At 65.7% G+C, this 26,842-nt stretch carries 25 protein-coding genes; 6 read left to right on the top strand and 19 right to left on the bottom strand.

All coding sequences use genetic code 11. The annotated features are described in order from the left end of the window. Positions 1 to 79: 79 nt before the first annotated feature. Positions 80 to 1,531: an aldehyde dehydrogenase family protein gene (locus XM53_RS14995; protein ID WP_057794737.1), complete on the bottom strand. Its 1,452-nt coding sequence runs from the start codon at positions 1,529 to 1,531 to the stop codon at positions 80 to 82. 100 nt (positions 1,532 to 1,631) lie between these two features. Further along, the gene (locus XM53_RS14990) at positions 1,632 to 2,510 is read right to left on the bottom strand and encodes a LysR family transcriptional regulator (protein WP_057794735.1); all 879 of its coding nucleotides are present in this window, start codon (positions 2,508 to 2,510) and stop codon (positions 1,632 to 1,634) included. A gap of 133 nt (positions 2,511 to 2,643) precedes the next feature. On the opposite strand from XM53_RS14990, the gene XM53_RS14985 reads away from it, so the two are divergent. Continuing rightward, a complete protein-coding gene (locus XM53_RS14985; RefSeq protein WP_057794733.1) occupies positions 2,644 to 4,305 on the top strand; it encodes an amidohydrolase in 1,662 nt (553 codons plus the stop codon). Between the two features lie 320 nt (positions 4,306 to 4,625). Here XM53_RS14985 and XM53_RS14980 read toward each other — a convergent pair whose 3' ends face one another. The 11 genes from XM53_RS14980 to glpD all read right to left on the bottom strand — a co-directional run bounded on the left by XM53_RS14980 (position 4,626) and on the right by glpD (position 15,794). Further along, a complete protein-coding gene (locus tag XM53_RS14980; RefSeq protein WP_082631050.1) occupies positions 4,626 to 5,744 on the bottom strand; it encodes an iron-containing alcohol dehydrogenase in 1,119 nt (372 codons plus the stop codon). Further along, positions 5,744 to 7,231 carry a glycerol kinase GlpK gene (gene glpK, locus XM53_RS14975; protein WP_057794729.1) on the bottom strand — a complete coding sequence of 496 codons (1,488 nt, stop codon included), beginning with the start codon at positions 7,229 to 7,231 and terminating at the stop codon, positions 5,744 to 5,746. The genes XM53_RS14980 and glpK overlap by 1 nt, the downstream gene beginning before the upstream one ends. 153 nt (positions 7,232 to 7,384) lie before the next feature. Continuing rightward, positions 7,385 to 9,106 (bottom strand): ABC transporter substrate-binding protein, encoded by a 1,722-nt coding sequence (locus XM53_RS14970; protein WP_057794727.1) that lies wholly within the window; start codon positions 9,104 to 9,106, stop codon positions 7,385 to 7,387. Between the two features lie 80 nt (positions 9,107 to 9,186). Beyond that, positions 9,187 to 9,459, bottom strand: a complete 273-nt coding sequence (locus XM53_RS14965) for a DUF2160 domain-containing protein (protein WP_057794725.1) — start codon at positions 9,457 to 9,459, stop codon at positions 9,187 to 9,189. 2 nt (positions 9,460 to 9,461) lie between these two features. Then, positions 9,462 to 9,800, bottom strand: a complete 339-nt coding sequence (locus XM53_RS14960; protein WP_057794723.1) for a hypothetical protein — start codon at positions 9,798 to 9,800, stop codon at positions 9,462 to 9,464. Then, positions 9,797 to 10,129 carry an SH3 domain-containing protein gene (locus tag XM53_RS14955; protein ID WP_057794721.1) on the bottom strand — a complete coding sequence of 111 codons (333 nt, stop codon included), beginning with the start codon at positions 10,127 to 10,129 and terminating at the stop codon, positions 9,797 to 9,799. The genes XM53_RS14960 and XM53_RS14955 overlap by 4 nt, the downstream gene beginning before the upstream one ends. After that, entirely contained in the window at positions 10,129 to 11,001 is an 873-nt protein-coding gene (locus XM53_RS14950; protein ID WP_236544521.1) for a carbohydrate ABC transporter permease, read from the bottom strand. Before XM53_RS14950 ends, XM53_RS14955 begins: the two co-directional genes overlap by 1 nt. Before the next feature lie 4 nt (positions 11,002 to 11,005). Beyond that, entirely contained in the window at positions 11,006 to 11,875 is an 870-nt protein-coding gene (locus XM53_RS14945) for a carbohydrate ABC transporter permease (RefSeq protein WP_057794719.1), read from the bottom strand. Positions 11,876 to 11,996: 121 nt separating this feature from the next. Then, the gene (locus tag XM53_RS14940; RefSeq protein ID WP_057794717.1) at positions 11,997 to 13,079 is read right to left on the bottom strand and encodes an ABC transporter ATP-binding protein; all 1,083 of its coding nucleotides are present in this window, start codon (positions 13,077 to 13,079) and stop codon (positions 11,997 to 11,999) included. A gap of 13 nt (positions 13,080 to 13,092) precedes the next feature. After that, the gene (locus tag XM53_RS14935; protein ID WP_057794715.1) at positions 13,093 to 14,181 is read right to left on the bottom strand and encodes an ABC transporter ATP-binding protein; all 1,089 of its coding nucleotides are present in this window, start codon (positions 14,179 to 14,181) and stop codon (positions 13,093 to 13,095) included. A gap of 11 nt (positions 14,182 to 14,192) precedes the next feature. Next, on the bottom strand, positions 14,193 to 15,794 hold the full coding sequence (glpD, locus tag XM53_RS14930) for a glycerol-3-phosphate dehydrogenase (protein ID WP_057794713.1): 1,602 nt from the start codon (positions 15,792 to 15,794) through the stop codon (positions 14,193 to 14,195). A gap of 248 nt (positions 15,795 to 16,042) precedes the next feature. On the opposite strand from glpD, the gene XM53_RS14925 reads away from it, so the two are divergent. Together XM53_RS14925 and XM53_RS14920 are read left to right on the top strand one after the other, a co-directional pair. Further along, a complete protein-coding gene (locus XM53_RS14925; RefSeq protein WP_057794711.1) occupies positions 16,043 to 16,804 on the top strand; it encodes a DeoR/GlpR family DNA-binding transcription regulator in 762 nt (253 codons plus the stop codon). Between the two features lie 223 nt (positions 16,805 to 17,027). Next, positions 17,028 to 18,041: an HWE histidine kinase domain-containing protein gene (locus XM53_RS14920; RefSeq protein ID WP_057794709.1), complete on the top strand. Its 1,014-nt coding sequence runs from the start codon at positions 17,028 to 17,030 to the stop codon at positions 18,039 to 18,041. Here XM53_RS14920 and XM53_RS14915 read toward each other — a convergent pair. From XM53_RS14915 to XM53_RS14895, 5 genes are all read right to left on the bottom strand, one after another. Further along, positions 18,038 to 18,283: a MoaD/ThiS family protein gene (locus XM53_RS14915; protein ID WP_057794707.1), complete on the bottom strand. Its 246-nt coding sequence runs from the start codon at positions 18,281 to 18,283 to the stop codon at positions 18,038 to 18,040. The two genes, XM53_RS14920 and XM53_RS14915, sit on opposite strands and share 4 nt — an antisense overlap. Positions 18,284 to 18,447: 164 nt before the next feature. Beyond that, a complete protein-coding gene (locus XM53_RS14910; RefSeq protein ID WP_057794705.1) occupies positions 18,448 to 20,700 on the bottom strand; it encodes a xanthine dehydrogenase family protein molybdopterin-binding subunit in 2,253 nt (750 codons plus the stop codon). Beyond that, positions 20,700 to 21,179, bottom strand: coding sequence for a (2Fe-2S)-binding protein (locus XM53_RS14905; RefSeq protein ID WP_057794703.1), 480 nt, complete (start codon positions 21,177 to 21,179; stop codon positions 20,700 to 20,702). Before XM53_RS14905 ends, XM53_RS14910 begins: the two co-directional genes overlap by 1 nt. Before the next feature lie 6 nt (positions 21,180 to 21,185). Continuing rightward, a complete protein-coding gene (locus XM53_RS14900; RefSeq protein ID WP_057794701.1) occupies positions 21,186 to 22,043 on the bottom strand; it encodes an FAD binding domain-containing protein in 858 nt (285 codons plus the stop codon). Between the two features lie 153 nt (positions 22,044 to 22,196). After that, the gene (locus XM53_RS14895; RefSeq protein WP_057794699.1) at positions 22,197 to 23,078 is read right to left on the bottom strand and encodes a LysR substrate-binding domain-containing protein; all 882 of its coding nucleotides are present in this window, start codon (positions 23,076 to 23,078) and stop codon (positions 22,197 to 22,199) included. A 91-nt stretch (positions 23,079 to 23,169) separates the two neighbouring features. Between XM53_RS14895 and XM53_RS14890 the strand changes: the two genes are divergently transcribed. The 3 genes from XM53_RS14890 to XM53_RS14880 all read left to right on the top strand — a co-directional run bounded on the left by XM53_RS14890 (position 23,170) and on the right by XM53_RS14880 (position 26,522). After that, positions 23,170 to 24,324, top strand: coding sequence for an aromatic ring-hydroxylating oxygenase subunit alpha (locus tag XM53_RS14890; RefSeq protein ID WP_057794697.1), 1,155 nt, complete (start codon positions 23,170 to 23,172; stop codon positions 24,322 to 24,324). Beyond that, positions 24,321 to 25,511: an aminomethyltransferase family protein gene (locus XM53_RS14885; RefSeq protein ID WP_057794695.1), complete on the top strand. Its 1,191-nt coding sequence runs from the start codon at positions 24,321 to 24,323 to the stop codon at positions 25,509 to 25,511. Before XM53_RS14890 ends, XM53_RS14885 begins: the two co-directional genes overlap by 4 nt. A 114-nt stretch (positions 25,512 to 25,625) precedes the next feature. Beyond that, positions 25,626 to 26,522, top strand: a complete 897-nt coding sequence (locus XM53_RS14880; protein WP_057794693.1) for a DMT family transporter — start codon at positions 25,626 to 25,628, stop codon at positions 26,520 to 26,522. On the opposite strand, the gene XM53_RS14875 is transcribed toward XM53_RS14880, so the two are convergent. Then, on the bottom strand, positions 26,523 to 26,842 hold a 320-nt coding region (locus XM53_RS14875), incomplete at its 5' end, for an SDR family NAD(P)-dependent oxidoreductase (RefSeq protein WP_144435557.1).

Raw genomic sequence — 26,842 nt, 5'->3', positions numbered from 1 at the left:
CGGGCGCCCGCCCGTGGGGAGGGGCGGGCGCGGCTCGGCGGGGCCGAGCGACGGTGATCGGACGGGGCAGCGGCGTGCTTCATTCGGGCGAGCCTGCCGCTATGTAGGCGGTTTTCATGATCGTGTAGAAGTCGCGGGCGTGGATGCCTTGCTCGCGGGGCCCGAAAGAGCTGTCGCCGCGGCCGCCGAAGGGGACGTGGTAATCCGTGCCTGCCGTGGGCAGGTTTACGGTGACCACGCCGGTGCGGGCGTTGCGGCGGAAATGGCTGGCGCGGGCGAGGGAGCGCGTGACGATGCCCGAGGTGAGGCCGAACCTGGTGTCGTTGACGACGTGGAGCGCCTCGTCATAGCTGCCGACCTTGATGACGGAGGTGAGCGGCGCGAACATTTCCTCGCGGTTGATGGTCATGTCGTTGCTGGTGTTCAGAAACACGCCGGGCGACATGTAATAGCCGTCGTGGTCGAGTGTCAGGCGGGTGCCGCCGCAGGCAAGTTCGGCGCCTTCGGACTGGCCTTTTTCGACATATGCGAGGTTTTCGTTGAGTTGGGATTCGGACACGACGGGGCCCATCTGCGTGCCGTCCGCCAGCGCGTGGCCGACCTTCATCGCCTTGGCACCGGCGACGAGTTTGTCGACGAAGGCGTCGTGGATGCCGGTATGCACGACAAGGCGCGAGGAGGCGGTGCATTTCTGCCCTGTGCCGCCGAACGCGCCGCCCAAGGCCAGCGTGACGGCGAGATCGAGATCCGCGTCATCCATGACGGCGAGCGCGTTCTTCGATCCCATCTCCATTTGCAGGCGGGTGAAGTTGCCCACCGCGGAGGCGGCGATGTGACGGCCCACCGGGACGGAGCCGGTGAAGGAGATGGCGTCGATGTCGGGGCTTTCGACCAGGCGCTGGCCGACCTCGCCACCGGGTCCCATGACAAGCTGGAAGAGGCCCGGGGGAATGTCCTGTCTCGCGATGATCTCGGTAAGCGCCACGGCGGAGGCGGGTGTGAGGTTCGCGGGTTTCCAGATGACGGCGTTGCCATAGGCGAGCGCCGGCGCGATCTTCCACGACGCGGTGGCGGTGGGGAAGTTCCAGGGGGAAATGACGGCGACGGTGCCGACAGGCTCGCGGCGCACGTCGACCTCGACGCCCGGGCGGACGGAGTCGGCGTTTTCGCCAAGCTGGCGGAGGATTTCGTGGGCATAGTAGGTGAAGAATTGCCCGGCGCGGTAGACCTCGCCCTTGCCCTCGGCGAGGGGTTTGCCCTCTTCGCGGGACAGTAGCGTGCCCAGCTGCTCGGCGCGGGCCATGAGTTCGGTGCCGATGGCCATGAGCACGGCCTGGCGGCGTTCGAGGCCATAGCTGGCCCACTCGGCCTGTGCGGCGCGGGCGGCGGCGATGGCCTCGTCCAGCTGCGCGGCGCTGGCCTGGGTGAAGTGACCGACCAGGTCGGAGAGGTCCGAGGGGTTGCGGTTCTCGATGGAGGACGGTCCTTCGGCCCATTGGCCCGCGATGTAGTTCAGCTTGAGGTCGGTCATTGCGCATCCCTGGAAATTGATTGGCGAAGTCTTGCCAATGCAGCGATTCAAGGCAAACGCAAAGTTCTGTAGAAAATTTCAGTAAATCTGAAATTTTGGGTTAATGGGTCAGGGGGATTTCCTGTGCCCGGATGGTGCGGGCGAGGGCGGCAGCGGCGGGGGTCATCCCGGACTCCGTCGGCGTGAACATCCAGACCTCGCGCCGGATCGAGGCATCGACGAGGGGCAGGAAGGTGATGTCGGCGTCGGCGTCCTGCATGGTGAGTTCGGGCAGGAGCGTGACGCCCATGCCGGCGCGCACGAGGCTGAGGAGGGCGGCGGTGCCAGAGACGTTGAGCGTGGCGCGGTCGAGGATGGGACGGAAATCGGGGTCGCTGATATAGTGGCATAGGCCGTTGGCGATGAAGGGAATATCCACGAGGTCGGCCCAGGTGAGGGCCTCCCAATCGGCGGCGAGGGGATGATCCGAGGGGCAGACCACGCCGAAGCGGTCGGAAAAGAGCAATGCGCGTTCGAACCCGGCCTGGGGGCCGAGCGACGCGAGCGCGATATCGGCGCGGCCGGCGGCAAGCTCGTGGCCGATGGCGGCGCTGTCGGTGTCGCGCATGTTGATGCGCACCAGCGGGTGGTTTTCGGCGAAGCGGTGCAGGATCGCGGGCATGAGCATCTGCGCGACAGAGGGCGTGACGGCAAGGCGGACATGGCCGGCCTCGGCCCGCGACAGCCCTTCGATGGCGGCGACGGTGCTGTCGAAATGGGTCAGTTCGCGGCCCGCCTCGACGCGGATGAGTTCGCCGAGGCGGGTGAGGCGGGATTTGCGCCCGGCCTCGAAGAGGGGCGCTCCGATGTGATCCTCGAACTGGCGGAGCATCATGGAGACGGCGGAGGGGGTGCGGCCCAGAGCCTCGGCCGCGTCGGCGAGGTTGCCGCGCTCGGCCACGGTGAGAAAGCAGCGGAGCATGTCGATCTTGATGGCCATCGGCTTCAGCTTTCGTTGAATGGGCGGGCGGCATTGCGGCTTTGCTCAAGAAAGCGCAGGGCGGGCGTGCTGTCCAGCTTGACGGCGCGGGCGGCTGCGGCTTCCATGCCCGAAACATGACGAGGAGGCAGGCATGGCACCGGATATCGTGATTCTGAACGGCAAGGTCCTGACGATGGACCCCGAGCGGCGAAGGGCGGAGGCCGTGGCGGTGGCGTCGGGGCGGATCGTGGCGGTGGGCACGAGCGCCGAGATCGGGGCCATGGCGGGGCCGGACACCAAACAGGTGGATGCGGGTGGTGCGACGGTGCTGCCGGGGTTCATCGACAGCCATGTGCATCTCTTCGCCGGGTCGGTGGAGATGGGATACCTGGACCTTTATGGCGTGCAGGGCGAGGAGGCGGTGGCAAAGGCGGTGCGGGCTTATGCCGACGACTGCCCCGAGGACCAAGTCGTGTTCGCGGTGCAGGCGGCCTATGAGCTGATGGGGCCGGGGCGCGAGACCACGCGGCAGGATCTGGACCGGGTACTGCCGGATCGGCCTTTGGCATTGTATGCCGCGGATCACCACACGATCTGGGCCAATACCGCCGCGCTGGAGCTGGCGGGGATCCTGCATGGCGGGCCGGTGGAGGCGGGCGCGGAGATCGTCATGGCCGAGGATGGCACCGCGACGGGCGCGCTGTTGGAGCCGTCGGCCTATGCGCATGTCCTGCGCCTGACGCGCAATGGTGGGCGCGACATGGCGGGGCTGATCACCGGGGCCGATCCGGTGCCCGCCCCGGGGCCGGACGAACGGTCGAAGGACAAGGCGGCGCTGATCGCCGGGCTGAAACATTGCGCCAGCCACGGTATCACGGGGCTGCACAACATGGACGGCAATTTCTACCAGATGGAACTGCTGGCCGAGCTGGAGAAAGAGGGCGAGCTGATCTGCCGCGTCGAGGTACCGTTTCACATGAAAAGCCACGATCCGATCGACCGGCTGGAGGAGGCCGAAGAGATGCGGGCGCGGTATGCCAGCGAGTATCTGTGGTGCAACCGGGTGAAGATGTTCATGGACGGGGTGATGGAAAGCCGCACGGGGCTGATGCTGGAGAATTATCCCGGCACCGACACCAACGGCGACGCGGTGTTCACGCCCGAAGAGTTCAATGCCGCCTGCGTGGCGGCGGACGCGAAGGGGTTCCAGATTTCCACCCACGCCATCGGGGACCTTGCGGTGCGGCGGACGCTGGATGGCTATGCCAAGGCGCGGGAGGCCAATGGCGTGCGCGATGCGCGGCACCGGATGGAGCATATCGAGATCATCCATCCCGATGACCTGCCGCGGCTGGGAGAGCTGGACGTGGTCGCCTCGATCCAGCCGGGGCACGCGGCGTTCGGGCATTTCTTCCCGCCGCATGGTATCCGCGAGGTGCTGCGGGCCGACCAGTGGCCTTATGCCTATGCCTGGCGGGCGCAGCGCGAGCACGCGGCGCGGATGGTGTTTTCCACCGACTGGCCGGTGATGCCGGTGGACGTGATGCCCAACGTGCGGGCGGCGGTGGACCCGATGGATTTGGGCGAGGGCTGGCCGGACCAGTCGCAGGATCTGCTGGAGACGCTGGAGAGCTACACGGCGGGCAATGCCTGGGTGGAGTTTTCCGAGGACCGCAAGGGGCGGTTGGCCGAGGGGTTCATGGCGGATATCGCGGTGATGTCGCATGATCTGGAAGGCATGGAGCCGTCGGCGCTGGGCACCGCGCGGGCGGTGTTGACGCTGTGTGGCGGGCGGGTCACCTGGGAGGCGTAACGGCGCGCGCGTGGCTGGCGTCGGTTTTTTGAGTATTTTTGGAACAGTGAAAGGTGCGGGGTGCGTCTTGTCGGGCGGCACCTGCGGGGGCGGGCGTTGGACGATTGAGTATGTTTTGCCAAGAGAAAGCGGGGGTGTGCGCCTGAAGGCGCACGCATTTCACGCGAGCCGTACGGTGGCGGGGGAGGGCAGGCAGCGATCGCGCGTTGATCTGAACGTCTGAGGACGCGCAAGAGCGTTTCCGGGACACAGTGACTTGCTTTTCACGGCCTCTTGAGACGCAAAAAGCGATGAATGTTTCAGACTGACCAGGACACTCTCTAGCTGGCGGCCAGGATGCGGTGCAGGACCTCGACCGGGAGCTTGACCGGGTTGGCGGCCATGGAACTGGAGGATTGTGCCTCTGCCGCGATGGCGGCGTGGTCGGCGGGGGCGATGCCCATCTGCGCGAGGGACGGCAGGCCGTGGTGGCGGGACCAGGCGGAGATGTTTGCCGTGCCGAGCGCCTCGGAGGCTCTGACGCGGATTTCGGCGATGCGGCGGGCGTGCGGGCTGTCCTTTGGCAGGGCGGCGAAGTTGGCGGCAAGCGTGGCGGGCAGTAGCGCGCCGCAGACGGCGCCGTGCGGCGCGGTCGGCACGCGGCCGCCGATGACGCCGGCGAGGCCATGGACGGCGCCGAGGCCGGCGTTGGCGAGGGCCAGCCCGCCGGTGAGGCTGACGAAGGCCATGTCGTCGCGGGCGTCTTGGGTGTCGCCTTCCATCAGTTTGCGCAGGGCGCGGAGGCCGCGCGGGATGGCGGCGCGGCAGAGCGCGTCGGTGAGCGGGTTGGCGCGCGAGGAGATGTAGGGCTCGATGACTTGGGTGATGGCGTCGAGGCCCGAGGCGAGGGTGACGGGTTTGGGCGTGCCGTCTGTCAGCGCGGGGTCGACGAGGGCGATGTCGGCCAGCATGGCCGGGTCGCGGAGCGAGACCTTGCGGGCATGGTCGGGCACGCCGATGACGGCGTTCTTCGTGGCCTCGGCGCCGGTGCCCGCCGTGGTGGGGATGGCCATGAAAGGCGCGGGCGGCGTGGTGAGCGGCTGGCCACGGCCCACGACTTCGAGGTGATCCAGAGGCGTGGTGGTGGCCTTGAGAAGCCCTGCGACGGCCTTACCGAGGTCGAGGGACGCGCCGCCGCCGACGGCGACCACGTGGGTCGCCCCAGCGTGGCGGGCGGTGTCGAGTGCGGTTTCCAGCAGGGCGAGATCGGGTTCGCGGGGGCAGGCGAAGGCGGTTGTTTCGAGATTTGAGGCGTCGAGCAGGGCCGTCGCGTGGCGGGGGGTGGCGCCGTGCACGACGAAGGCGTGCGCGCCGAGGGAGGCGGCGAGGTCAGCCGCCTTGGCGAACTCGCCACGACCAAAGAGGATGCGGGCGGGGGCCGTCAGGCCGAAGGGCGTGATCATACGGACATCGTCGCCTCGACGGCGCGTTTCCAGGCGGCGTATTTTTCGTCTCGTGCGGTGGCGTCCATCGCGGGCTCGAACCGCTGGTCGAGCGCCCAGCCCTCGGCGAACCCGGCCTGGTCGGGGTAGATCCCGGCTTGCATTCCGGCCAGCCAGGCGGCCCCGAGGGCGGTGGTTTCCAGCACCTTGGGCCGGTCGACGGGCGCGCCGATGATGTCGGCGAGAAACTGCATCGCCCAGGCGGAGGCGGACATGCCGCCATCGACGCGCAGGACCTGGCGGGCGTCGGCGGAGGCCCAGTCGGCGGTCATCGCCTCCAACAGGTCGCGGGTCTGGAAGCCGACGCTTTCCAGCGCGGCGCGGGCGAACTCGGCGGGGCCGGAATTGCGGGTGAGGCCGTAGATCGCGCCGCGGCAGTCGGGCTGCCAATAGGGCGCGCCGAGGCCGGTGAAGGCGGGGACGAGGATGACGTTCTGGTGAGGGTCGGCGCGGTCGGAAAGCGTTTGGGTCTCGCTGGCCTCGCGGATGATCTTGAGGCCGTCGCGGAGCCACTGGACGACGGCGCCGGCGATGAAGATCGAGCCTTCGAGCGCGTAGGTGGGCTTGCCATCGAACTGGTAGGCGATGGTGGTCAGGAGGCGATTTTGCGAGCGGACGGGCTCGTCGCCGGTATTGAGCAGGGCAAAGCAGCCGGTGCCGTAGGTGGATTTCATCATGCCGGGCGCAAAGCATGCTTGGCCGACGGTGGCGGCCTGCTGGTCGCCCGCGACGCCCAGGATCGGGATTTCGCGCCCGAAAAGGTCGGTGCGGGTGGTGCCGAAGTCTGCGGCGCAGTCGCGGACCTCGGGGAGCATGGACATGGGCACGTTCAGCAGGTCGCAGATGGTCTGGCTCCACCGGCCCTTGCGGATGTCGTAAAGCAGCGTGCGGGCGGCGTTGGTGGCGTCGGTGGCGTGGGTCTTGCCGCCGGTGAGCTTCCAGATGAGGTAGCAGTCGACGGTGCCGAAAAGGAGCTCGCCGTTTTCGGCCTTGGCCCGGGCGCCGTCGACGTTGTCGAGGATCCAGGCCAGTTTCGTGCCGGAGAAATAGGGGTCGAGCAGGAGGCCGGTGCGGTCGGTGATCATGTCCTCGTGGCCGGCGTCACGCAGGGCGCGGCAGGTCTGGGCGGTGCGGCGATCCTGCCAGACGATGGCGCGGTGCACGGGCTTGCCGGTGGTGCGGTCCCAGACGATGGTCGTCTCGCGCTGGTTGGTGATGCCGATGGCGGCGATGTCCGAGGGGGTCAGCCCCGCGCGTTCGATGGCGGCGCGGCAGGTGCCGGCGGTGGTGGCCCAGATATCGTCCACGTCATGTTCGACCCAGCCCGATTGTGGGAAGTGCTGGGCGAACTCCTCTTGCGCGGTGGCGATGGGGCTGAGCCCTTCGTTGAAGAGGATGGCGCGGGAGGAGGTGGTGCCCTGGTCGATGGCGAGGATGTGGGTCATGTCGGGGGCCTTGCCTGAACTGCGTTGTGTGAGTGTCCAAGGGGAGAGGTCCCGGGTCAAGCCCGGGACGGGGATGGAAAGAGGGCGGGGAAACCCCCGCCCTACGGTTTTTTCACGGTGAAGGCCGGGGATTTCCCCGGCCCGGGGCCGCCGTTACTGCCAGCTGGCGATCAGCTCGTCATAGGAGACGGTCTTGGGCTCTTCGTCCTCGTTTTCGAGCTTGGGATAGGGCGCGCCTTCCTGGTCGTACCAGTATTGCGGATCCTGTTCCTCGTTCATGACGGGGCCGAGATCGCCCTGCACGCCGGCACGCTCGAGACGTTCCAGCACGCGCTCCTGGTCCGCGCAGAGGGCATCGAGCGCCTCTTGCGGGGTCTTGGCGCCCGACATGGCGTCACCGATATTCTGCCACCAGAGCTGGGCCAGTTTCGGGTAGTCCGGCACGTTGGTGCCCGTGGGCGACCATGCGGTGCGTGCGGGCGAGCGGTAGAACTCGATCAACCCGCCGAGCTTGTCCGCGCGTTCGGTGAAGTGGTCGCTGTCGATGGTGGACTCGCGGATGAAGGTCAGGCCCACATCCGATTTCTTGACGTCCACGGTTTTCGACGTGACGAACTGGGCATAGAGCCAGGCCGCCTTGGCGCGGTCGACGGGGGTCGACTGCATCAGCGTCCAGGAGCCCGCGTCCTGGTAGCCGATCTTCTGGCCTTCTTTCCAGTAGACGCCGTGGGGCGAGGGGGCCATGCGCCATTTGGGCGTGCCGTCCTCGTTCATCACGGGCAGGCCGGGTTCGACCGTGGCTGCCGTGAAGGCGGTGTACCAGAACATCTGCTGGGCGATGTTGCCTTGCGCGGGAATGGGCCCGGCCTCGGAGAAGGTCATGCCGGCGGCGGCGGGGGGCGAGTATTTCTGCAGCCACTCGATCGCCTTGGTCACGGCATAGACGGCCGCGGGCGCGTTGGTGGCCCCGCCGCGCGCGACGCAGGAGCCGACGGGCTGGGAATTCTCGTTCACCCGGATGCCCCATTCATCGACCGGCAGACCGTTGGGTTCGCCCACGTCGCCCATCCCGGCCATGGACATCCATGCGTCGGTGTAGCGCCAGCCGAGGGACGGGTCCTTCTTGCCGTAGTCCATGTTGCCGAAGACCTCGCCCTCGACTCCGAGGTGGCTGAGGTCGCGGCCGGTGAAGAATTCGGCGATGTCCTCATACGCGGACCAGTTGACCGGAACGCCAAGCTCGTAGCCGTACTCCTGCTGGAAGTCGGCCTTGTTCTTTTCGTCGTTGAACCAGTCGTAGCGGAACCAGTAGAGGTTCGCGAATTGCTGGTCGGGCAGTTGGTAGAGCTTACCGTCGGGGCCGGTGGTGAAGGACGTGCCGATGAAGTCGTCGAGGTCGAGGTTGGGGTTGGTGACGTCCGACCCTTCGCCGTCCATCCAGTCGGTCAGGTTGCGCACCTGCTGATAGCGCCAGTGGGTGCCGATCAGGTCGGAATCGTTGACATAGGCGTCGTAGATGTTCTCGCCCGACTGCATCTGGGTTTGCAGTTTCTCGACCACGTCGCCTTCGCCGATGAGGTCATGGGTGACCTGGATGCCTGTGATGGCGCTGAATGCAGGTGCCAGCACCTGGCTTTCGTATTCGTGGGTGGCGATGGTTTCGGAGACGACCTTGATTTCCATGCCTTCAAAGGGCGCGGCGGCGTCGACGAACCATTGCATCTCGGCTTCCTGCTCTTCCTGAGAGAGCGTGGACATGCCGGCGATTTCGTTCTCGAGGAACTCCATCGCTTCTTCCATGCCGGCCCATGCGGTACTGCCCGTCAGGGCAATGGCCGCCGCCAGCGCGGTGGTTGATTTCAGGTTCAGGGTCATTTGGTTCCTCCCATTGGTCTTTCTGAACTTTCGTTTGTGTGGCGGCCCGCTGGGGCGGATCGCCGGGGGTTGGCGCGCGTCTAGACCCAGCGGAACACCGCGGCGGCATAGATCGCGCAGACGATCAGCGCGTAGGGCTGGTTTTCACCGACAAGGCCCAGCCACGCGAGATTGATGAAGGCGCTGCCCAGAAGCGTGATAAAGAGCCGGTCGCCGCGCGTCGTCTCGATGCGCAGGATGCCGGTTCGGGGCGTTTCGGGGTATTTCAGCGCGAGGATCGTGAAGGTTACGAGGAGCAGGGCGATGACGCCGAAGAAGGCGGCGGTGGGCCATGTCCATGCCATCCAGTCCATGTTCAGGTGCCTCCGTTCGAAAAGTCGATGCAACTGCACGCCATTCCGTCGAGGCCCGCGTTCTGGCAGGTGAGTTCGACCTTGGCGAGGAGCCAGTTGCCTGTGGGCAGCTTGACGTTGATGCCGTTGTTCTGCCAGCACCACGTGCCTTCGCCATGGCCTTTGTGAAAGGCGTCGCAGGACTTGCCGAGGTAGACCGGCGACCCCGCGAACGTGCCGCGCGCTGCCGTGATGACGTACCCGTTGGCGTTGCAGTCCTGGTCATAGTCCTGCGCCGATGCCGGAAGGGCCGGCAGGAGCGTCAGCGCGAGGGCTGCATATGACAATTTGCTATGTTTCATGGGATCATTTCGCACCAGCCGGTGTGGAACCAGCCCGTTTGGTTCAGGCGCTGGCCATTTTTGCTGATACTTTCGGCGAAGCACCACTTGCCCTGGCACTTGCGGGTGTCGATGGGCATCGAGTCGCCGTTGCGCACGCGCAGGATCTCGGGGTGGTTGGAGCCGGGGCCGGAGCGGATCGACAGGAAGCCGTCGCCGTTTGGATCGAGGTGCCGCATGATGCAGGCGGCTTCCCACGGTTCGGCGGCTTGGGCCTGTGCGTCGGCAGGTGCGAGGGCGGCGACAGCAAGACCGCCGAGTAGTACAAGGTATTGGCTGAACAAGTTCATCAAACCCTTCCCAGGGCAAAGCCCTTGGCGATGTAGTTGCGGACAAAATAGATGACGAGCGCGCCGGGCACGATGGTCAGCACACCGGCGGCGGCCAGTACGCCCCAGTCGATGCCGGCCGCCCCTTGGGTGCGGGTCATGATGGCGGCGATCGGCTTGGCGTCGACAGTGGTGAGCGTGCGGCTGAGGAGCAGTTCCACCCAAGAGAACATGAAGCAGAAGAAGGCGGCGACGCCGATACCCGACGCGATCAGCGGCATGAAGATCTTCACGAAGAAGCGCGGGAAGGAGTAGCCGTCGATATAGGCGGTCTCGTCGATTTCCTTCGGGACTCCTCGCATGAAGCCCTCGAGGATCCACACGGCCAGCGGCACGTTGAAGAGGCAATGCGCCAGCGCCACGGCGATGTGGGTGTCGAAGAGGCCCACGGAACTGTAGAGCTGAAAGAAGGGCAGGGCGAACACCGCCGGGGGCGCCATGCGGTTCGTCAGCAGCCAGAAGAACAGATGCTTGTCGCCCAGGAACGTGTAGCGCGAAAAGGCGTAGGCGGCCGGCAGGGCCACGGCGAGAGAGATGACGGTGTTCATCACCACGTAGATCAGCGAGTTGATGTAGCCCGAGTACCACGCCGGGTCGGTCAGGATGGTGGCGTAGTTTTCCAGAGTCAGGTTGCGCGGCCAGAGCGTGAAGCTGTTGAGAATCTCGGTATTGGTCTTCAGGCTCATGTTCAGCAGCCAGTAAATCGGCAGCAGCAGGAAGATCAGGTAGAGCCCCATTACGATGGCGCGCGTGTTGATGCCCGCGCGGGCGCGGCGGTTCTTGCCGCTGGGGGCGAGCTTGCCGGGGATCTGGTCTGTGGTGGCGTCGGTCATCGGCTCATGTCCCCCGCTTATCGAGATTGACCATGACGGTGTAGAACACCCACGAAATCAGCAGGATCACGAGGAAATACATCAGCGAGAAGGCGGCGGCTGGGCCGAGGTCGAACTGGCCCAGGGCCATCTTCACCAGGTCGATCGACAGGAACGTCGTGGTGCTGCCGGGGCCGCCGCCGGTGACGACGAAAGGCTCGGTATAGATCATGAAGCTATCCATGAAGCGCAGGAGCACGGCGATCATCAGAACGCCGGCCATCTTGGGCAACTCGATGTAGCGGAAGACCTTCCAGCGCGAGGCCTGGTCGATCTTGGCAGCCTGGTAATAGGCGTCGGGGATGGATTGCAGGCCGGCATAGGCCAGGAGCGCCACGAGCGACGTCCAGTGCCAGACATCCATGACGATGACGGTGACCCAGGCGGCAAAGGGATCCTGTGTATAGTTGTAGTCGATGCCCAGGGCGGCCAGCGTGTGGCCCAGAAGGCCGATGTCGACGCGGCCGAAGATCTGCCAGATGGTGCCGACCACGTTCCACGGGATCAGGAGTGGCAGGGACATCAGGACGAGGCAGACCGAGACCCAGACGCCTTTCTTGGGCATGTTGAGGGCGACGAGAATGCCCAGGGGCACCTCGATGGCCAGGATGATGGAGGAGAAAATCATCTGGCGCCCCAACGCGTCCCACATGCGGTCATCTTCGAGCAGTTCGCGGAACCATTCGAGCCCGGCCCAGAAGAATTCGTTGTTCCCGAAGGTGTCCTGCACGGAGTAGTTCACCACGGTCATCAGCGGGATGACCGCGGAGAAGGCCACGAGAATCAGCACCGGCAGGACGAGAAACCAGGCCTTTTGATTGGGGGTCTTGTCCATCAGGCGGCCTCGTTGGTTGTGGAGCGGGCGGCGGGGAGGTCCCGGGTCAGGCCCGGGACGGCGTTGTGCGGGATGGCTGGGAGGTCCCGGATCAAGTCCGGGACGGCCGTGTGCGAGATCATCAGGCGGCCCTCCCTTGGGGCGTCACGCGCCAGTCGTTGGCGTAGACGTTGACATGGGCGGGGTCGAAGGCGACGCGGGTGGCGTCGGCGCGGACTTCCTCGGCCTCATCCGCGATGATGTTGATTGGTGTGCCGAAACAGTCGGCGCGGATGATCTTGTGGCGGCCCACATCCTCGATGCGGCGGATTTTCACGGGCAGGCCCTCGCTGTCGGAGAGGCGGGCGAATTCGGGGCGGACGCCGATTTCGACCCGGCCGTCGAGGGGGGCGTAGGTGTTGGCCAGCGACAGTTCGGCGCCGTTGATATAGGCTTGGTTTCCTTCGACCTTCGCGGGGATGACGTTCATGCCGGGCGAGCCGATGAAGTAGCCCACGAAGGTGTGTTCGGGCGTCTTGAAGAGATCCTCCGGCGTGCCGATCTGCACCACGCGTCCGTCATGCATGACCACGACCTTGTCGGCGAAGGTCAGCGCCTCGGTCTGGTCGTGGGTGACATAGATCATGGTATGGCCGAACTGCTGATGCAGTTGCTTGAGTTGCGTGCGCAGCTCCCACTTCATGTGGGGGTCGATGACGGTCAGCGGCTCGTCGAACAAGAGCGCGTTGACGTCCTCTCGCACCATGCCGCGGCCCAGGCTGATCTTCTGCTTGGCGTCGGCTGTGAGCCCGCGCGCCTTGCGGTTCAGAGTGTCCTCGAGCCCGATCATGGTGGCGATTTCCTGAACCCGTTGGGCGACATAGGCCTTGTCGGCACCACGGTTCTTGAGCGGGAAGGCGAGGTTTTCGCGCACGGTCATGGTGTCGTAGACGACCGGGAACTGGAAGACCTGCGCGATGTTGCGCTCGGTCGTTGGTTCGTGCGTGACGTCTACGTCGTTGAAGAGGATGCGGCCCCGGCTGGGCTGCAGGAGACCGGAGATGATGTTCAGGAGCGTGGTCTTGCCGCAGCCGGATGCGCCCAAGAGGGCATAGGCCTCGCTGTCGGTCCAGTCGTGGTTCAGCTCCTTGAGGGCGAAATCGTCCTCGGAGGTGGGGTTGGCGAGGTAGCTGTGCGCCAGGTTGTCGAGCGTGATTTTTGCCATGTTCGTCAGCCCCTCAGGCGGCCAGCGCGTAGGCGGCGGGTGAGACCAGATCGCCGTCGTCGCTGAAGATGTAGATATGGGCCGGGTCGAGATAGACCGGCAGGTCGCGGCCCGGCTGAAGGTCATGGATGCCGTGGATGACGCCGACCCAGCGGGTGCCGCCGTGGTCGAGGTGGATGAAGGTTTCCGAGCCGGTAAGCTCGGTCACGCTGAGCTTTGTGGTGAAGCGCATGGCGGCGTCGGTGTGCTGTTCGATTTCCAGGTGATTGGGGCGGAAGCCGGCGGTGTAGCGGCCCTCGGGCAGGTCGGCCATCTTGCCCGTGGCGGGCAGGGATTGCCCTTCGCCGAACATCAGCTTGCCGCCGGTTTTCGAGATTTGCAGGAAGTTCATCGGCGGGTCGGAAAAGACACGCGCGGTGGTGGCATCGGCGGGCTGGCGATAGACCTTCGGCGTGGGGCCGAATTGCGTGACGCTGCCTTCCCAGAGCGTGGCGGTGTGGCCGCCCAGCAAAAGCGCCTCTTCGGGTTCGGTGGTGGCGTAGACGAAGATCGCGCCGGACTCCTCGAAGATGCGGGGGATCTCGATGCGCAGTTCCTCGCGCAGCTTGTAGTCGAGGTTGGCGAGCGGCTCGTCCAGCAGCACGAGACCGGCGTTCTTGACGAGGGCGCGGGCGAGGGCGCAGCGCTGTTGCTGACCGCCCGAGAGTTCGAGCGGCTTGCGGTCGAGCATGGGGGTCAGTTGCAGCATCTCGGCGGTGTCGCGCACGGCGCGGTCGATTTCGTCCTTGGGCTTGCCCGACAGGCGCATGGGGCTGGCGATGTTGTCGTAGACGGACATGGACGGGTAGTTGATGAACTGCTGGTAGACCATGGCGACGCCGCGATCCTGTACGCGCATTCCGGTGACATCCGCGCCGTCCCAGAGGATGCGGCCCGTGGTGGGGGCGTCCAAGCCCGCCATCAGGCGCATCAGTGTGGTCTTGCCCGCCAGCGTGGGGCCCAGAAGGACGTTCATCGTGCCTTTTTCCAGCGTGAGGTCGGTGGGGTGGATATGCGTGTCCGCCCCCACTTTTTTCGACACGTTGTCCAGAACCAGCGTCATCGGTCGCGTCCTTATTCTGCCGCCGCGGCGACGATGCTGTCGCCTGCGGGGTTGGCCTGCATCCAGTCCTGCAAGTCGTTGATTTCACTGTCCGACATGCGCAGGCCCAGCTTGCTGCGGCGCCAGACGATATCTTCGGCGCTGCGCGCGAATTCGTGGGTCATGAGCCACGAGACTTCGCGCTCTGTCAATGTCGCGCCGAAGCTGCGGCCCAGGTCGGCGGTGTCCGTCGCGTCGCCCAGAAGGGTGCGGGCCTCGGTGCCGTAGGCGCGGAGCAGGCGGTAGGCCCAGGCTTGGGTCAGGAAGGGGTAATCGGCTTGAAGCTGGTCGGCCATTTCGTTGCGCTGTTCGACCGCGAAATCGCCGCCGGGCAGGGCGGCGTCGGCGGTCCAGTCGCCCTTGGCGGTCGGGAAATGGGCGGCGAGCTTGGCCACCGCAGCCTGGGCGAGGCGGCGGTAGGTCGTGATCTTGCCGCCGAAGATGTTCAGCAGCGGCGGGCCATCGGTGTCGAGCTTCAGCACGTAGTCGCGGGTGGCGGCGGTGGCCGACTTGGCGCCGTCGTCATAGAGCGGGCGGACGCCCGAATAGGTCCAGACGATGTCGTCGCGGGTGACGGGCGTGGCGAAATACTCCGAGGCGAAATTGCAGAGGTATTCCTGTTCGGCAGGGGTGCAGACGGGGCGCGTGCCGGGATCGGGGTGATCGGCGTCGGTGGTGCCGATCAGGGTGAAATCCTGCTCGTAGGGGATGGCGAAGATGATGCGGCCATCGCGGCCCTGGAAGAAATAGCACTTGGGGTGGTCGAAGAGCTTGCGCGTGACGATATGGCTGCCGCGCACGAGGCGGACGCCTTCGCGGCTGTCGATATGGGTGACGTCCGAGATGATGTTGCCGACCCACGGCCCGCCGGCATTCACCAATGCGCGGGCGCGGCGGGTCAGCAGGGCGCCGGTGGCGGTGTCTTCCAGCTCGATCGTCCACAGCTCGCCCTCGCGGCGCGCGGCGGTGACGCGGGTGCGGGTGAGGATCTCGGCGCCGCGTTGGGCGGCGTCGCGGGCGTTGAGCGAAACGAGGCGGGCATCCTCGACCCAGCAGTCGGAATATTCGAAAGCTTTCTTGAAATGCGGCTTCAACGGCGCGCCTTCGGGCGTGCCATCGAGCGACAGGGAGCGGGCGGCGGGCAGGATCTTGCGGCCCCCGAGGCTGTCGTAAAGAAAAAGGCCAAGGCGGATCAGCCACGCCGGACGGCGGCCGCGCATCCAGGGCATGATCCGTTCCAGCAGGCGCGAGGTGGGCGTGCCGCCCTCGAAGCGCATGTCGCGGTGGTAGGGCAGCACGAAGCGCATCGGCCAGCTGATATGCGGCATGTTGCGCAAGAGGACTTCACGCTCGATCAGGGCTTCGCGGACGAGGCGGAATTCGAAATACTCGAGATACCGGAGACCGCCGTGAAAAAGCTTGGTCGAGGCCGAGGAGGTGGCGGAGGCGAGATCGTTCATTTCGGCCAGTGTCACGGACAGGCCGCGACCGGCGGCGTCGCGGGCGATGCCACAGCCGTTGATTCCGCCCCCGATGACGAAAATATCGCTTATATTTTCGTGGGTTGGGTGCATCCATCCTCCCCCAGATGCGGCCGAAATCCGTGAAGGCTAAATGAGCATGTTCAGGTTGTACGAGTCAAACGCTTCTTTCGTTTTTGTTCGCTTTTTGAAAAACCTATAAGTTACAGTAATTTACCGCGTTACCATGCGGCCGCGGCGGGTATTCTGCGGCTGCGAAATGGAGCTTGAGCCGGTATTTTGCTTTGACATGGGCGAAATTTCCGCGAAAACGAAAAAACCCGAAAGCGCAGTCGAGGGGCATGTCACAGACGTTCCGCCATCCCGAGATCCTGGAGATCGCCCGCACCGAAGGCAAGGTCACCGTCGAGGACCTGGCCTGTCGGTTCGGCGTGACGGTGCAGACGATCCGGCGCGACCTGACGGATCTGGCCGAGGCGGGGCGGCTGGAGCGGGTGCATGGCGGCGCGGTGATGCCGTCGGGCGTGTCGAATATCGGCTACGAGGAACGGCGCGGCCTGAACGAGGCGGCCAAGCAGGCGATGGCGCAGGTCTGTGCGCAGCATATCCCGGACGGCGCGTCGGTATTTCTGAATATCGGAACCTCGACCGAGGCCGTGGCACGGGCGCTTCTGGCCCACCGCGACCTGATGGTAATCACCAATAACATGAATGTTGCCAACATCTTGGTGGCAAACGCGGAATGCGAGATCGTGGTGGCGGGGGGCGTGTTGCGCCGCTCGGACGGGGGGCTGATCGGCAACCTGACGACGCGGGTGATCGAGCAGTTCAAGTTCGATTACGCCGTCATCGGCTGTTCCGCGCTGGACGACGAGGGCGATTTGCTGGATTTCGACGTTGAGGAGGTGCATGTCAGCCAGTCGATCATCGCGCGGGCGCGGCGGACCTACCTTGTGGCGGATCATTCCAAGTTTCACCGCATGGCGCCGGCGCGGATCGCGTCGCTGGGCGAGGTGGACATGTTCTTTACCGACCGGCCGGTGCCCGCCCCGGTGGCGGAGCGGCTGAAGGAGTGGGATACGGTCTGTCGGGTCTGTCGCTAGGGCGGTTCGCTTCGGGTTCGTATTTTCATGTGGGCGTCAGGCGCGTGGGTTTTCACCCACCCTACGCCTTGCGCCAGGGTATCGCTCGTGCAGCGACCGCTGCGCGGATGTGCTAGGCTTGTCTGGTGCCAGTGAGTGGCGAAGTTTTGCCTGTGAGTGAAAATCCCCGACCCGTTTAAACTGTGACATTGACGGTCCTGTTGACCCGCCCGAAACAAATGCCATGACGAAAGACTTCAAGACGCCGCTGAACATCCCCCTGACATTCGAAGACATGGAACTTGGCCTCAAGGTCGCCCGTGTCGGATTGGGGAAGGTCGATTACCGTGCCGACACGTTGCGCTGCGATGCGCTGGCGGCGGAATTCTTCGGGCTGGATGCGGGCGTGGAGTTGCCGCGCGCGGAATTGCATGCGCGGATCCATCCCGAGGACTGGCCGCAGGTCGAGGAGGGGCTGACCTGCCTGTTGTCGCCCGAGCATCCGTTGCAGGTGCTGGACATGACCCACCGCATCCTGCTGCCGGATGGCCCGCTGCGCTGGGTCAACGCGCGCAAGCAGGTGACCTATGACGCCGAAGGCGTGCCTGTGGAGGGGGTGTTCGCCATCGTCGACATCACGGCGCGTGAGGTGGCCGAGCAGCGCGCGAAATTCCTGATCGGCGAGTTGGGCCACAGGGCGAAGAACCTGATCACGGTGGTGTCGGGGATCGTCCGGCAGCTGGCGCGGCATTCGCCACCGGAAGAGGTTGCCGACCGCCTGCTGGCGCGGCTGGCGGCGCTGAGCCGCAACCAGGAAGCGATGATGCACGATGCCGGTAGCCGGTTCGGCCTGCGCCAGATTTTCACCGAGCAGGTCAAGCCCTTTGCGGGAGCGGCGCGGGAGCGGGTGGTGCTGAACGGACCGGACCTGATGATTTCCAGTAACGCGGCGCAGATCTTGGGCATGGTGACCCACGAGCTGGCCACGAACGCGGCGAAATACGGCGCCCTGTCGGACGGCAGCGGCAAAGTTGAGATGACATGGTCGGTCGAGGGAGAGGAGCGCCCGGACTTCACGCTGTCCTGGGTCGAGCGGGGCGGGCCGAAGGTGACAGTGACGGCCAAGCCGGGCTTTGGCACGCAGGTTTTGACCAAGCTGACGCAGGCGTCTTTGGGGGCCAAAACCGAGGTGGCGTACGACACCGAGGGTCTTGCGTTCAAGCTGCGGGCGCCGTTGAAGGCGTTGTCGTCGGATTAACCGCCTTTGAGGCGGGCCAGCAGGACGACCTCGCTGTCGGGCTGGATCGGCTGGAACCAGCTGTCGTTATAGACCTTGCCGTCGATGGAGACCGAGACGCCGCGGTCGAGCTGGGGTTTCAGGCCGGGATATTTCTGCGCCAGCCCGTCGAGCAGTTGGCGTAGGTTCTCGGCCTCGACCTCGACCTCGCGGGCGTCGTCGGTGAAGCGGGCGAGCGAGCCCCATATCGTGACTTGTACCATGCCGGATATCTTGGGGCGGGGAGGTTCCGGGTCAACCCCGGGACGGGGGGATGGCTTGGCTGAGCGGGAGCGGACGGAGCCGCGTGGGTTTTCACCCACCCTACGGGTCCTGCCTGAGCGGTCGTGGAACCGGCCCCGGATTGGAACCGGGGCCGGTTGCGTGCTTACTTGTCCTGCATCGCCTTGAGCACTTTGGGGGGCGACATGGGCAGGTCGGTCATGCGCACGCCTGCCGCTTCGGAGACCGCGTTGGCGATGGCCGCGAGGGGCGGAACGATGGAGGTTTCGCCCACGCCGCGCACGCCGTAGGGGTGGCCGGGGTTGGGGATTTCCAGGATGACCGTGTCGATCATCGGCAGGTCCGAGGCCACGGGGATACGGTAGTCGAGGAAGCCCGCATTCTGGAGCGTGCCGTCCTCGCCATAGATGTATTCCTCGTTCAGGGCCCAGCCGATGCCCTGGGTGGCGCCGCCCTGGAACTGGCCTTCGACATAGGCCGGGTGCACGGCCTTGCCCGCGTCCTGAAAGACCGTGTAGCGCAGGATCTTCACCGCGCCGGTGTCGGGGTCGACTTCGGTATCCACCATGTGAGTGGCGAAGCTGACGCCGGCGCCTTCGGGGTTGGCTTCGTGGTGGCCCGCAATCGGCCCGCCGGTGTTTGAGGCGATGGCGGCGATCTCGGCGAGGGTCATGGGATCATGGCTGCCCGCATTGTGGCCGGTGGGGTGCACGGCACCGTCGCGCCATTCCACCGCGTCTTCGTCGATGCCCCAGACCTTTGCCACGCGGCGGCACATCTCGCGCTTGGCGGCGCGGGCGGCCTCGATGGTTGCGAGGCCCACGGCGAAGGTCACGCGGGAGCCGTCGGTGACCTCGTTCTGACCGAGGCTGCCGGTGTCGGCCACGATGGTGCGGACCTTGTTGTAGGGGATGCCCAGTTCCTCGGCCGCCATCATCGACATGGAGGCGCGGGAGCCGCCGATGTCAGGGTTGCCCTCGGACACCGTGACGGTGCCGTCGGGCGTGATGTTGAGCGTGACGCAGGTGTCACCGCCGAAGTTGAACCAGAAGCCGCAGGCGACGCCGCGTCCCTGGTTGGGGCCCAAGGGGGCTGTCCAGTGCGGGTGGTCCTTGGCGGTGCGCAACGTAGCCTCGAGCCCGATGGCGGGGTAGGTGGGGCCGTAGGACGCCTTGGTGCCTTCGCGGGCGGCGTTTTTCAGGCGCACTTCCAAGGGGTCGAGGCCGAGGCCCTTTGCCAGTTCGTCGATGGCGGATTCCACCGCGAAGGCGGCCATGGGCGCGCCGGGGGCGCGGTAGGCGGCCTGTTTGGGGCGGTTCGTAACCACGTCCCAGCCGACGGTTTTCACGTTTTCCAGGTCATAGGGCGCGAAGGCGGACATGGAGCCCATTTCCACCGGCGAGCCGGGGTAGGCGCCGCCCTGGTAACGCAGTTCGGCGAAACCGGCGGTGATGCGGCCGTCCTTGGTCATGCCGATGCGGATATCGACCGAGGACGAGGCCGTGGGACCGGTGGCGCGCAGCACCTCGGAGCGGGTCATGACCATCTTGACCGGGCGGCTGGATTTTTTTGCCAGCATCAGGGCCACGGGTTCGAGGAAAACGGTGGTCTTGCCGCCGAAACCGCCACCGATTTCCGAGGCGGTGACACGCAGCTGGCCCTGGTCCAGCCCGAGGATCGCGGCGCAGGTGTTGCGGACCATGTAGTGGCCTTGGGTGCAGCACCAGAGGTCGGCCTGTCCGTCCTGGCTCATTTGCGCAAGGCAGGCGTGGGGTTCGATATAGCCCTGATGCGTGGCCTCGGTCCGGTAGCTGCGTTCGATGACCTGATCGGCCTGGGCCAGCCCGGCGTCGATATCGCCATGGCCGAACTCGTAGCGGGCCATGATGTTGGGCGAGGATCCCTCGGGCACGGATTCGTCGGCGCGGCCCTCGTGCAGGACGGGGGCGCCATCGGCGATGGCGCGGTCGACGTCGGTCACGTGGTCGAGCACCTCGTAGTCGATCTTGATCGCCTTAAGCGCCTTCTTGGCGATGTGGCCCGAACTGGCGGCGACGGCGGCGACGGCGTGACCGTCATAGAGCGCCTTTTCGCCGGCCATGCAGTTGTCGAGCACGTCGGCGGTGGCGTCGTCATCGGTGATTTCGGCGAAATCGGCGCGGGTGACGACGGCGTGGACGCCCTCGATCGCCTCGGCCGCCGACGTGTCGATGGATTTGATCCGGGCATGGGCGTGCGGGCTGCGCAGCACCTTGCCGATCAGCATTCCCGGCGCGGTGATGTCGGCGCCGAAGCGGGCCTTGCCGGTGACCTTGTCGATGCCGTCGGGGCGCAGGGGCCTTGTGCCGACGATCTTGAATTGCTGGGTGTCCAGAACCTGTTTGCTGTCGAGTGCCATCACGATGCCTTTCTGAGGTCGGCGGCCGTGTCGAGCACGGCGCGGATGATCTTGTCATAGCCCGTGCAGCGGCAGAGATTGCCGGCGAGCCAGTAGCGGGCTTCTTCCTCGGTCGGGTCGGGGTTTTTCTCCAACAGCGACTTGGCCGCGACGAGGATGCCCGGGGTGCAGATGCCACATTGCAGGGCGGCGTGTTCGATGAACTTCTGTTGCAGCGGGTGCAGTTGGTCGCCGTCGGCCATGCCCTCGATGGTCTCGATCTCGGCCCCTTCGGCCTCGGCCCCCAGCACGAGGCAGGAACAGACGAGGCGGCCGTTAATTGTGACCGAGCAGGCGCCGCAATCGCCGGTGCCGCAGCCTTCCTTGGAGCCAGTCATGCCGAGACGGTCGCGCAGGACGTCGAGCAGGGTTTCATCGGGCGCGCATAGGTATTCCGTCGGGTCGCCGTTGATCTTGGTGGTGACGTGAATGTTGCTCATGTCCGGTTATCCTTCTGCGCGGGTCTTGGCGATGGCGGCGGCGCGGCGGGCGAGTACGCCGGCCACGTGCGTGCGGAACTCGACTGTGCCGCGCTTGTCGGCGATGGGGGTGGCGGCGTCCGAGCAGGCCTTGGAGAGGGCCTGCATCGCGGCGTCGTCGAGTTTCGTGCCGATGAGGGCCTCGGCGGCGGCGTCGACCAGCATGACTTTGGGGCCCACCGCGCCGAGCGCGACGCGGGCGTCGGTGCAGGTGCCGTCATTGTCGAGGGTGAGCGACAGGCCGCAGCCCACCACGGCTATGTCCATTTCGGTGCGCGGGATGAAGCGCAGGTAGGCGTCGCCCGAGCGATCCGGCTTGGCGGGCAGGAAGATGGAGGCGACGAATTCGCCCTTTTCCAGCGAGGTCTTGCCGGGGCCGGTGGGGATATCCTCGACCGCGACGTCGCGGGTGCCGTTGGGGCCGGCCACGCGGGCCACGGCGCGGACGGCGACCATGGCTGGCACTGAATCTGCCGCCGGAGAGGCGTTGCAGAGATTGCCAGCCAGCGTGCAGCGGCCCTGGATCTGGGTGGAGCCGATCAGGTCGGCGGCCTCGCACACGCCGGGGTAGGCGGCCTTGAGCTCGGCGTGTTCGTTCATCTCCGCCGAGGAGACGGCTGCACCGATAAGCCAGCCGCCGTCTTCCTTGGTGATCTGGCGCAGGTCTTCGATGCGCTTGATGTCGAGGATGCTGTCGGGCTCGGCATCGCCGGAGCGCAGGCGGACGAGCAGGTCGGTGCCGCCGGCGAGCACGCGGCAGTCGCCGGGATCGCCGCTGAGGAGCTGGATGGCGTCATCCAGCGTGGTTGGCGCGAGGTAGCGCATGGGAAAACCTCTTGGCTTGGGTGAGTCTGGTTGTCGCGGCACAGTAAATCAGGCGGCGCGGGGCTTGCCAAGGTGGTGCGGTCCGCGCGGTCGGATTTGCGAATTTATCTCATGAAAAGGCCGGGGATGCGGGAGAAAATTGCACAGGCTGCGTCACGTATCGGCGTGAAGCAGGCTTTGGGCCAGTTGCCGTGCTGCGGGTTCGGCCCCGTCGCGCAGGATGAGGTAATAGCCGAACGGCGTGGTGACGGCGTGGTCGATGGGGCGCACCAGGCGGCGCGTCGTCAGGTCTTCGGCAAGCTGGCCCTCCCATGCGAGCGCGACGCCAAGGCCCGCGCGGGCGGCATCGAGTTGGGCCATGTAGCTGTTGGTGCGCATGAGCGTGGTGGCGCGGGTGGGGTCGAGCCCCGCCTCGGTCAGCCAGATGCCCCAGTTCATCCAGTTCCAGTGAGTGTAGTCGAGGTCGATGAGGGGGGCAGACAGCAGGTCTTCGGGGGTTTGGAGCGGCGTTCTGGCAAGGAAATCCGGGGTGCAGACCGGGAAGACCGCGTCGGCGAAGAGCCGCTTGGCGGTGAAGCCGGGCCAGTCACCAGCGCCATGCAGGAGGGCGATATCGGCGGTCAGAAGCTCGGATTCGGTGTCGGAGGCCAGCAAGTCCAGCATCAGTGGCGGGCTGTCCGCGAGGGCGGCGGGCAGGCGCGGGGTGAGCCAGAGCTGGGCCATGGAGGTGTCGGCGGCGAGGCGCACGCGGGGGCGGTCGTCGCGTTGGCGCAAGGCGCGGGTGGCCGCCGTCATGTGCTGAAGCGCGGCGCGCACGCCGATCAGCAGTTCGCGGCCCTCGGGGGTGAGCGTGATGGCGCGGTGGCCGCGCGTGAAGAGTTGCGTGTCGAGCAGCGCCTCGAGCTTGCGCACGCGCTGCGAGATGGCGGATTGGGTGACGGACAACTCGTCCGCGGCGCGGGTGAAGCTGCCGAGGCGGGCGGCGGCCTCGAACGGTTCCATCAGGTCGAGCGGGGGGAGGTGCGGTTTTGACATAAGTGTAGCTTGGGCAAATTCATCAGAAAAGAGCGTTTGTCATGATCCTTGGTAATGGGTGACACTGTCAACAGCCAGATTGGAGTGCGCCATGACCTTGCAGACGTTGAACCTGATGCCCGGGGACAAGCCGTTCCGGGCCGACCCCAAGAATTCCTATACCTTGCCCGCGCGGTTCTACCATGACGCCGAAATCTGGGCGGCGGAGAAGGACGCGATTTTCTACAAGACCTGGTATTATGCCGGGCACGTGAGCCAGGTGGCGGAGCCGGGGAAGTTTCTGACCGTGAAGATCCACGAGCAGAACGTGTTCGTCGCGCGCAGCCGGACCGGCGAGCTGAACGCGTTTTTCAACGTGTGCCCGCATCGGGGGCATGAACTGGTGAGCGGAACCGGCAAGAAGAACATCATCACCTGCCCCTATCACGCCTGGGCGTTCGACTTTGACGGCAACCTGCGCTCGGCGCGGAATACCGAGAATGTCGAGGGGTTCCGGAAAGAGGAGTTTTCGCTGAAACCGGTTAAGGTGGAAGTGTTCTGTGGACTTGTTCTCGTCAATCTGGATGAAAACGCGATACCTTTCGCCGAACAAATGGGCGAATTGGAGTCCGAGATCCGACATTATGTCCCGTCGGTCGACGATTTGCAGTTTGCGCAGCGCGACACCTACGAGGTCGAGGCGAACTGGAAAGTGCTGATGGACAACTTCCTGGAGTGCTATCACTGCGCGCCCGCGCACCACGATTTCGTCGATCTGGTGGACATGGACAGCTATCGCACGATCACCTGCGGGCTGTATTCCAGCCAATGCGCCGGGCAGCCGCGGACGATGAACGCGCGCGCCTACAAGTTCGAGGCGGGCGACGTGGATTTCGGGTACGCGGGCTGGTTCGTGTGGCCGAACTTCACCATCTGGGCCTATCCGGGCGAGGCGAACCTGTCGGTGTTGCAGATGAACCCGACGGCGCCGGAAAAGTGCGTCGAGTACCAGGACTGGTTCGTGAAGGATGGCGAGGTCACGCAGCAGCTGCGCGATGCGATCAATTACCAGAAGGACGTGCTGCAGCCGGAGGATATCGGGTTGTGCGAGAGCGTGCAGAAGGGGCTGAAATCGAGCGGGTACAATCAGGGGCGTTTCGTCGTGGACGAGGGGCTGACCGAGTTGAGCGAGCACGCGGTGCACCATTTTCAGAAACTGGTGGCCGGAGCGCTGGGCGCGCGGCTGGACCCGGAGGCGGAGCAATGATGACTTCGAGCGACGGACAGACCCGCGACCTGATCACCACGCGGCCCGGCGCGGGGTGGGATTTCAACCTGCGCCGCCATGCGTATCACGCGATCGAGGCGAAACATGGCCCGCATTACTGCGTCTATAACCGGCGGTTCATGTGCGTCTACATGGACGACCTGCCGACCGACGAAGGCTATTGGCTGCTGCGCACGAAGGCGGCGTGCCTGCATACCGGCGAGTGGCCGATCGAGTTCAGGGGGCCGGATGCGGAAAAGTTGATGAATCTTTTATTCGTCAACAATATTTCCAAGGTGAAGGTCGGGCGGTGCGGGTACGGGATTGCCTGTTTCGACCACGGTGGCCTGATCGTGGACGGGGTGTTCGTTCGGCTGGCCGAGGACCGGTTCTGGTACGCGCAGGCGGACGGGGATTTCGTCAACTGGGCGCGGGCGCATGCGAAGGGGATGGATGTGGAGATCACCGACCCGGAGGTGAACGTGAGCCAGATCCAGGGGCCTTTGGCGATGGAGATCCTGAAGGACGCCGCAAAGGACGGCATCCCCGAGCCGTTCGGCTATTTCGGCAGCGCGTGGGTGGATGTCGGCGGGCAAACGGTGCTGATCACCCGAACGGGATATACCAACGAGCTGGGCTGGGAATTCTATACCGAGCCGCATCACGATGCCGCCGCCTTGTGGGCGCATCTGGAAAAGGCGGGCGCGCCTTATGGAATGCGGATGTTCGGGCTGGATTCGATGAATATCCGGCGGATCGAGGCGGGTATCCTGAACGCCAATTCGGATTTCGACGAAACGACCACGCCCTATGACGTGGGTCTGGGCGGGTTCGTGGCCATGGACAAGGATGATTTCATCGGCAAAGCCGCGCTGGAGAAAGCCGACAAGGGCCAGCGCCTGCACGGGATCGTCTGCCCGGATGGTGAGCCTCGGGTGAATGGCCGGGTCGAGTGGAACGGCAAGGTCGCGGGGCGGGTGACGGCAGGGGCGACCTCGCCCTATCTTGGGCACGGGATTGGCTATGCGCTGATGGACAGTGCCGAGGCCGGGCCGGGCACGGAGCTGTTGGTCGAGGGCAATGACGGGCAGATGTATGCTGCGACGCTGGCCGAGACGCCGCTTTACGACAAGGCCTGCGAGATACCGCGCGGAAAGTTGGTGGATATCCCGGACCGGGCAGCCTGACGCGGCATTCGCGGCAGGGGGCGGCACGAATGCGAAGGCAGGGCAGCGATGCCTTGCCTTTGTGCCTTGCAGGTGCCTGACTGGCGACTGAGACACGAGAAGAGGAGGCGCGCCTTGGCCGAGGGCAACAACAGGGCTGTCCTGACTGGACTATTTGCGGGGCTGTGCTGGGGCATTTTCTGGCTGCCGCTGCGGATGATCGAACAGGCGGGGCTGGATGCGCCGTGGGCGATGGTGGTGTTCCTGACGTTGCCTGCGCTGCTGAGCCTGCCGGCGGTCTGGGTGCTGCGCGCGGACTATGCGCAAGGGCTGCGGCCGCTCCTGGGAGGGATTCTCGCCGGTGTGGCCTTTGCGCTTTACGCGGCGGGGCTGCTTTACACCGACGTGGTGCGCGCGGTGCTGTTGTTCTACATGACGCCGATCTGGGGGTTTCTGCTGGGCTGGATCTTCCTGGGCGACCGGATGACGTGGTTCCGGTGGCTGTCGATCTTCGTGGGTCTGGTCGGGCTGGTGGTGATCTTTGCCGATGACACCGGGCTGCCGCTGCCGCGCAACGCGGGCGACTGGTTCGGGCTGATCTCGGGGATGTTCTGGGCCGTGGGCTGTACGCTGATCCTGACGGAACGGCGGGTGCGGATCCTGACCCATGCGGTGAATTTCCTGCTGGTGGGGGCGGTCGTGGCGCTGCTGGTGGCGGGGATTGCCACGGTGCAGGAGATCGCGACCGTGCCGGAGTGGCCAGAGGTCAGGGGCCTGATGTGGTGGTTCGTGCCGGTGGCGGTGATCCTGATCCTGCCCAGTTCGTTCGCCACGATCTATGCGCCGTCGCGGCTGAACCCCGGACTGGTGGGTCTGTTGTTCATGACCGAGGTGGCGGTGGCCACGGTGACGGCGGCGATCTGGGCCGGGGAACGGTTCGGCCTGCGCGAGGCGGTGGGCCTGCCGCTGATCCTGTCGGCGGGGCTGATCGAGCCTGCCGTGATGGCGTGGCGGGCGCGGCGGCTGGCCTGATTACCAGTGCGCGCCGGCGTTGATCTGGATGTCTTCCATGGTCAGACCCGGTGCGGCGTCGGAACACAGGAACGCGATGATGGCGGCGACCTCGTCGGGCTGAACCAGGCGGTTCTGGGGGTTGGCGCGGGCCAGGGCCGCGATCTCGTCGGCCTGCGTGGTGCCATTCTGGGTGGCGATGGTGGCGGCGGACTCGCGCAGCATTTCGGTTTCGACCCAGGTGGGGCTGACCGTGGTGCAGGTGACGCCGTGGGGGGCGCCCTCGAGCGCCACGGCGCGGGAAAGGCCGAGCACGCCGGACTTGGATGCGCAATAGGCCG

This window comes from Roseovarius atlanticus (assembly GCF_001441615.1).
GTDB classification, from domain to species: Bacteria; Pseudomonadota; Alphaproteobacteria; order Rhodobacterales; family Rhodobacteraceae; genus Roseovarius; species Roseovarius atlanticus.
Note: the sequence above shows the minus strand (reverse complement) of the source record. Positions and strands in the feature narration are given on the sequence as shown.

Bases quoted from the DNA above. Each gene is read 5' to 3' on its own strand.
- glpD (WP_057794713.1), bottom strand. From the start codon at position 15,794: ATGCACCCAACCCACGAAAATATAAGCGATATTTTCGTCATCGGGGGC.
- XM53_RS14910 (WP_057794705.1), bottom strand. From the start codon at position 20,700: ATGGCACTCGACAGCAAACAGGTTCTGGACACCCAGCAATTCAAGATC.
- XM53_RS14995 (WP_057794737.1), bottom strand. From the start codon at position 1,531: ATGACCGACCTCAAGCTGAACTACATCGCGGGCCAATGGGCCGAAGGA.
- glpK (WP_057794729.1), bottom strand. From the start codon at position 7,231: ATGACCCACATCCTCGCCATCGACCAGGGCACCACCTCCTCCCGCGCC.
- XM53_RS14955 (WP_057794721.1), bottom strand. From the start codon at position 10,129: ATGAACTTGTTCAGCCAATACCTTGTACTACTCGGCGGTCTTGCTGTC.
- XM53_RS14940 (WP_057794717.1), bottom strand. From the start codon at position 13,079: ATGGCAAAAATCACGCTCGACAACCTGGCGCACAGCTACCTCGCCAAC.
- XM53_RS14920 (WP_057794709.1), top strand. From the start codon at position 17,028: ATGACGAAAGACTTCAAGACGCCGCTGAACATCCCCCTGACATTCGAA.
- XM53_RS14985 (WP_057794733.1), top strand. From the start codon at position 2,644: ATGGCACCGGATATCGTGATTCTGAACGGCAAGGTCCTGACGATGGAC.
- XM53_RS14935 (WP_057794715.1), bottom strand. From the start codon at position 14,181: ATGACGCTGGTTCTGGACAACGTGTCGAAAAAAGTGGGGGCGGACACG.
- XM53_RS14925 (WP_057794711.1), top strand. From the start codon at position 16,043: ATGTCACAGACGTTCCGCCATCCCGAGATCCTGGAGATCGCCCGCACC.
- XM53_RS14905 (WP_057794703.1), bottom strand. From the start codon at position 21,179: ATGAGCAACATTCACGTCACCACCAAGATCAACGGCGACCCGACGGAA.
- XM53_RS14950 (WP_236544521.1), bottom strand. From the start codon at position 11,001: ATGACCGACGCCACCACAGACCAGATCCCCGGCAAGCTCGCCCCCAGC.
- XM53_RS14890 (WP_057794697.1), top strand. From the start codon at position 23,170: ATGACCTTGCAGACGTTGAACCTGATGCCCGGGGACAAGCCGTTCCGG.
- XM53_RS14990 (WP_057794735.1), bottom strand. From the start codon at position 2,510: ATGGCCATCAAGATCGACATGCTCCGCTGCTTTCTCACCGTGGCCGAG.
- XM53_RS14970 (WP_057794727.1), bottom strand. From the start codon at position 9,106: ATGACCCTGAACCTGAAATCAACCACCGCGCTGGCGGCGGCCATTGCC.
- XM53_RS14945 (WP_057794719.1), bottom strand. From the start codon at position 11,875: ATGGACAAGACCCCCAATCAAAAGGCCTGGTTTCTCGTCCTGCCGGTG.
- XM53_RS14900 (WP_057794701.1), bottom strand. From the start codon at position 22,043: ATGCGCTACCTCGCGCCAACCACGCTGGATGACGCCATCCAGCTCCTC.
- XM53_RS14965 (WP_057794725.1), bottom strand. From the start codon at position 9,459: ATGGACTGGATGGCATGGACATGGCCCACCGCCGCCTTCTTCGGCGTC.
- XM53_RS14915 (WP_057794707.1), bottom strand. From the start codon at position 18,283: ATGGTACAAGTCACGATATGGGGCTCGCTCGCCCGCTTCACCGACGAC.
- XM53_RS14895 (WP_057794699.1), bottom strand. From the start codon at position 23,078: ATGTCAAAACCGCACCTCCCCCCGCTCGACCTGATGGAACCGTTCGAG.
- XM53_RS14960 (WP_057794723.1), bottom strand. From the start codon at position 9,800: ATGAAACATAGCAAATTGTCATATGCAGCCCTCGCGCTGACGCTCCTG.
- XM53_RS14885 (WP_057794695.1), top strand. From the start codon at position 24,321: ATGATGACTTCGAGCGACGGACAGACCCGCGACCTGATCACCACGCGG.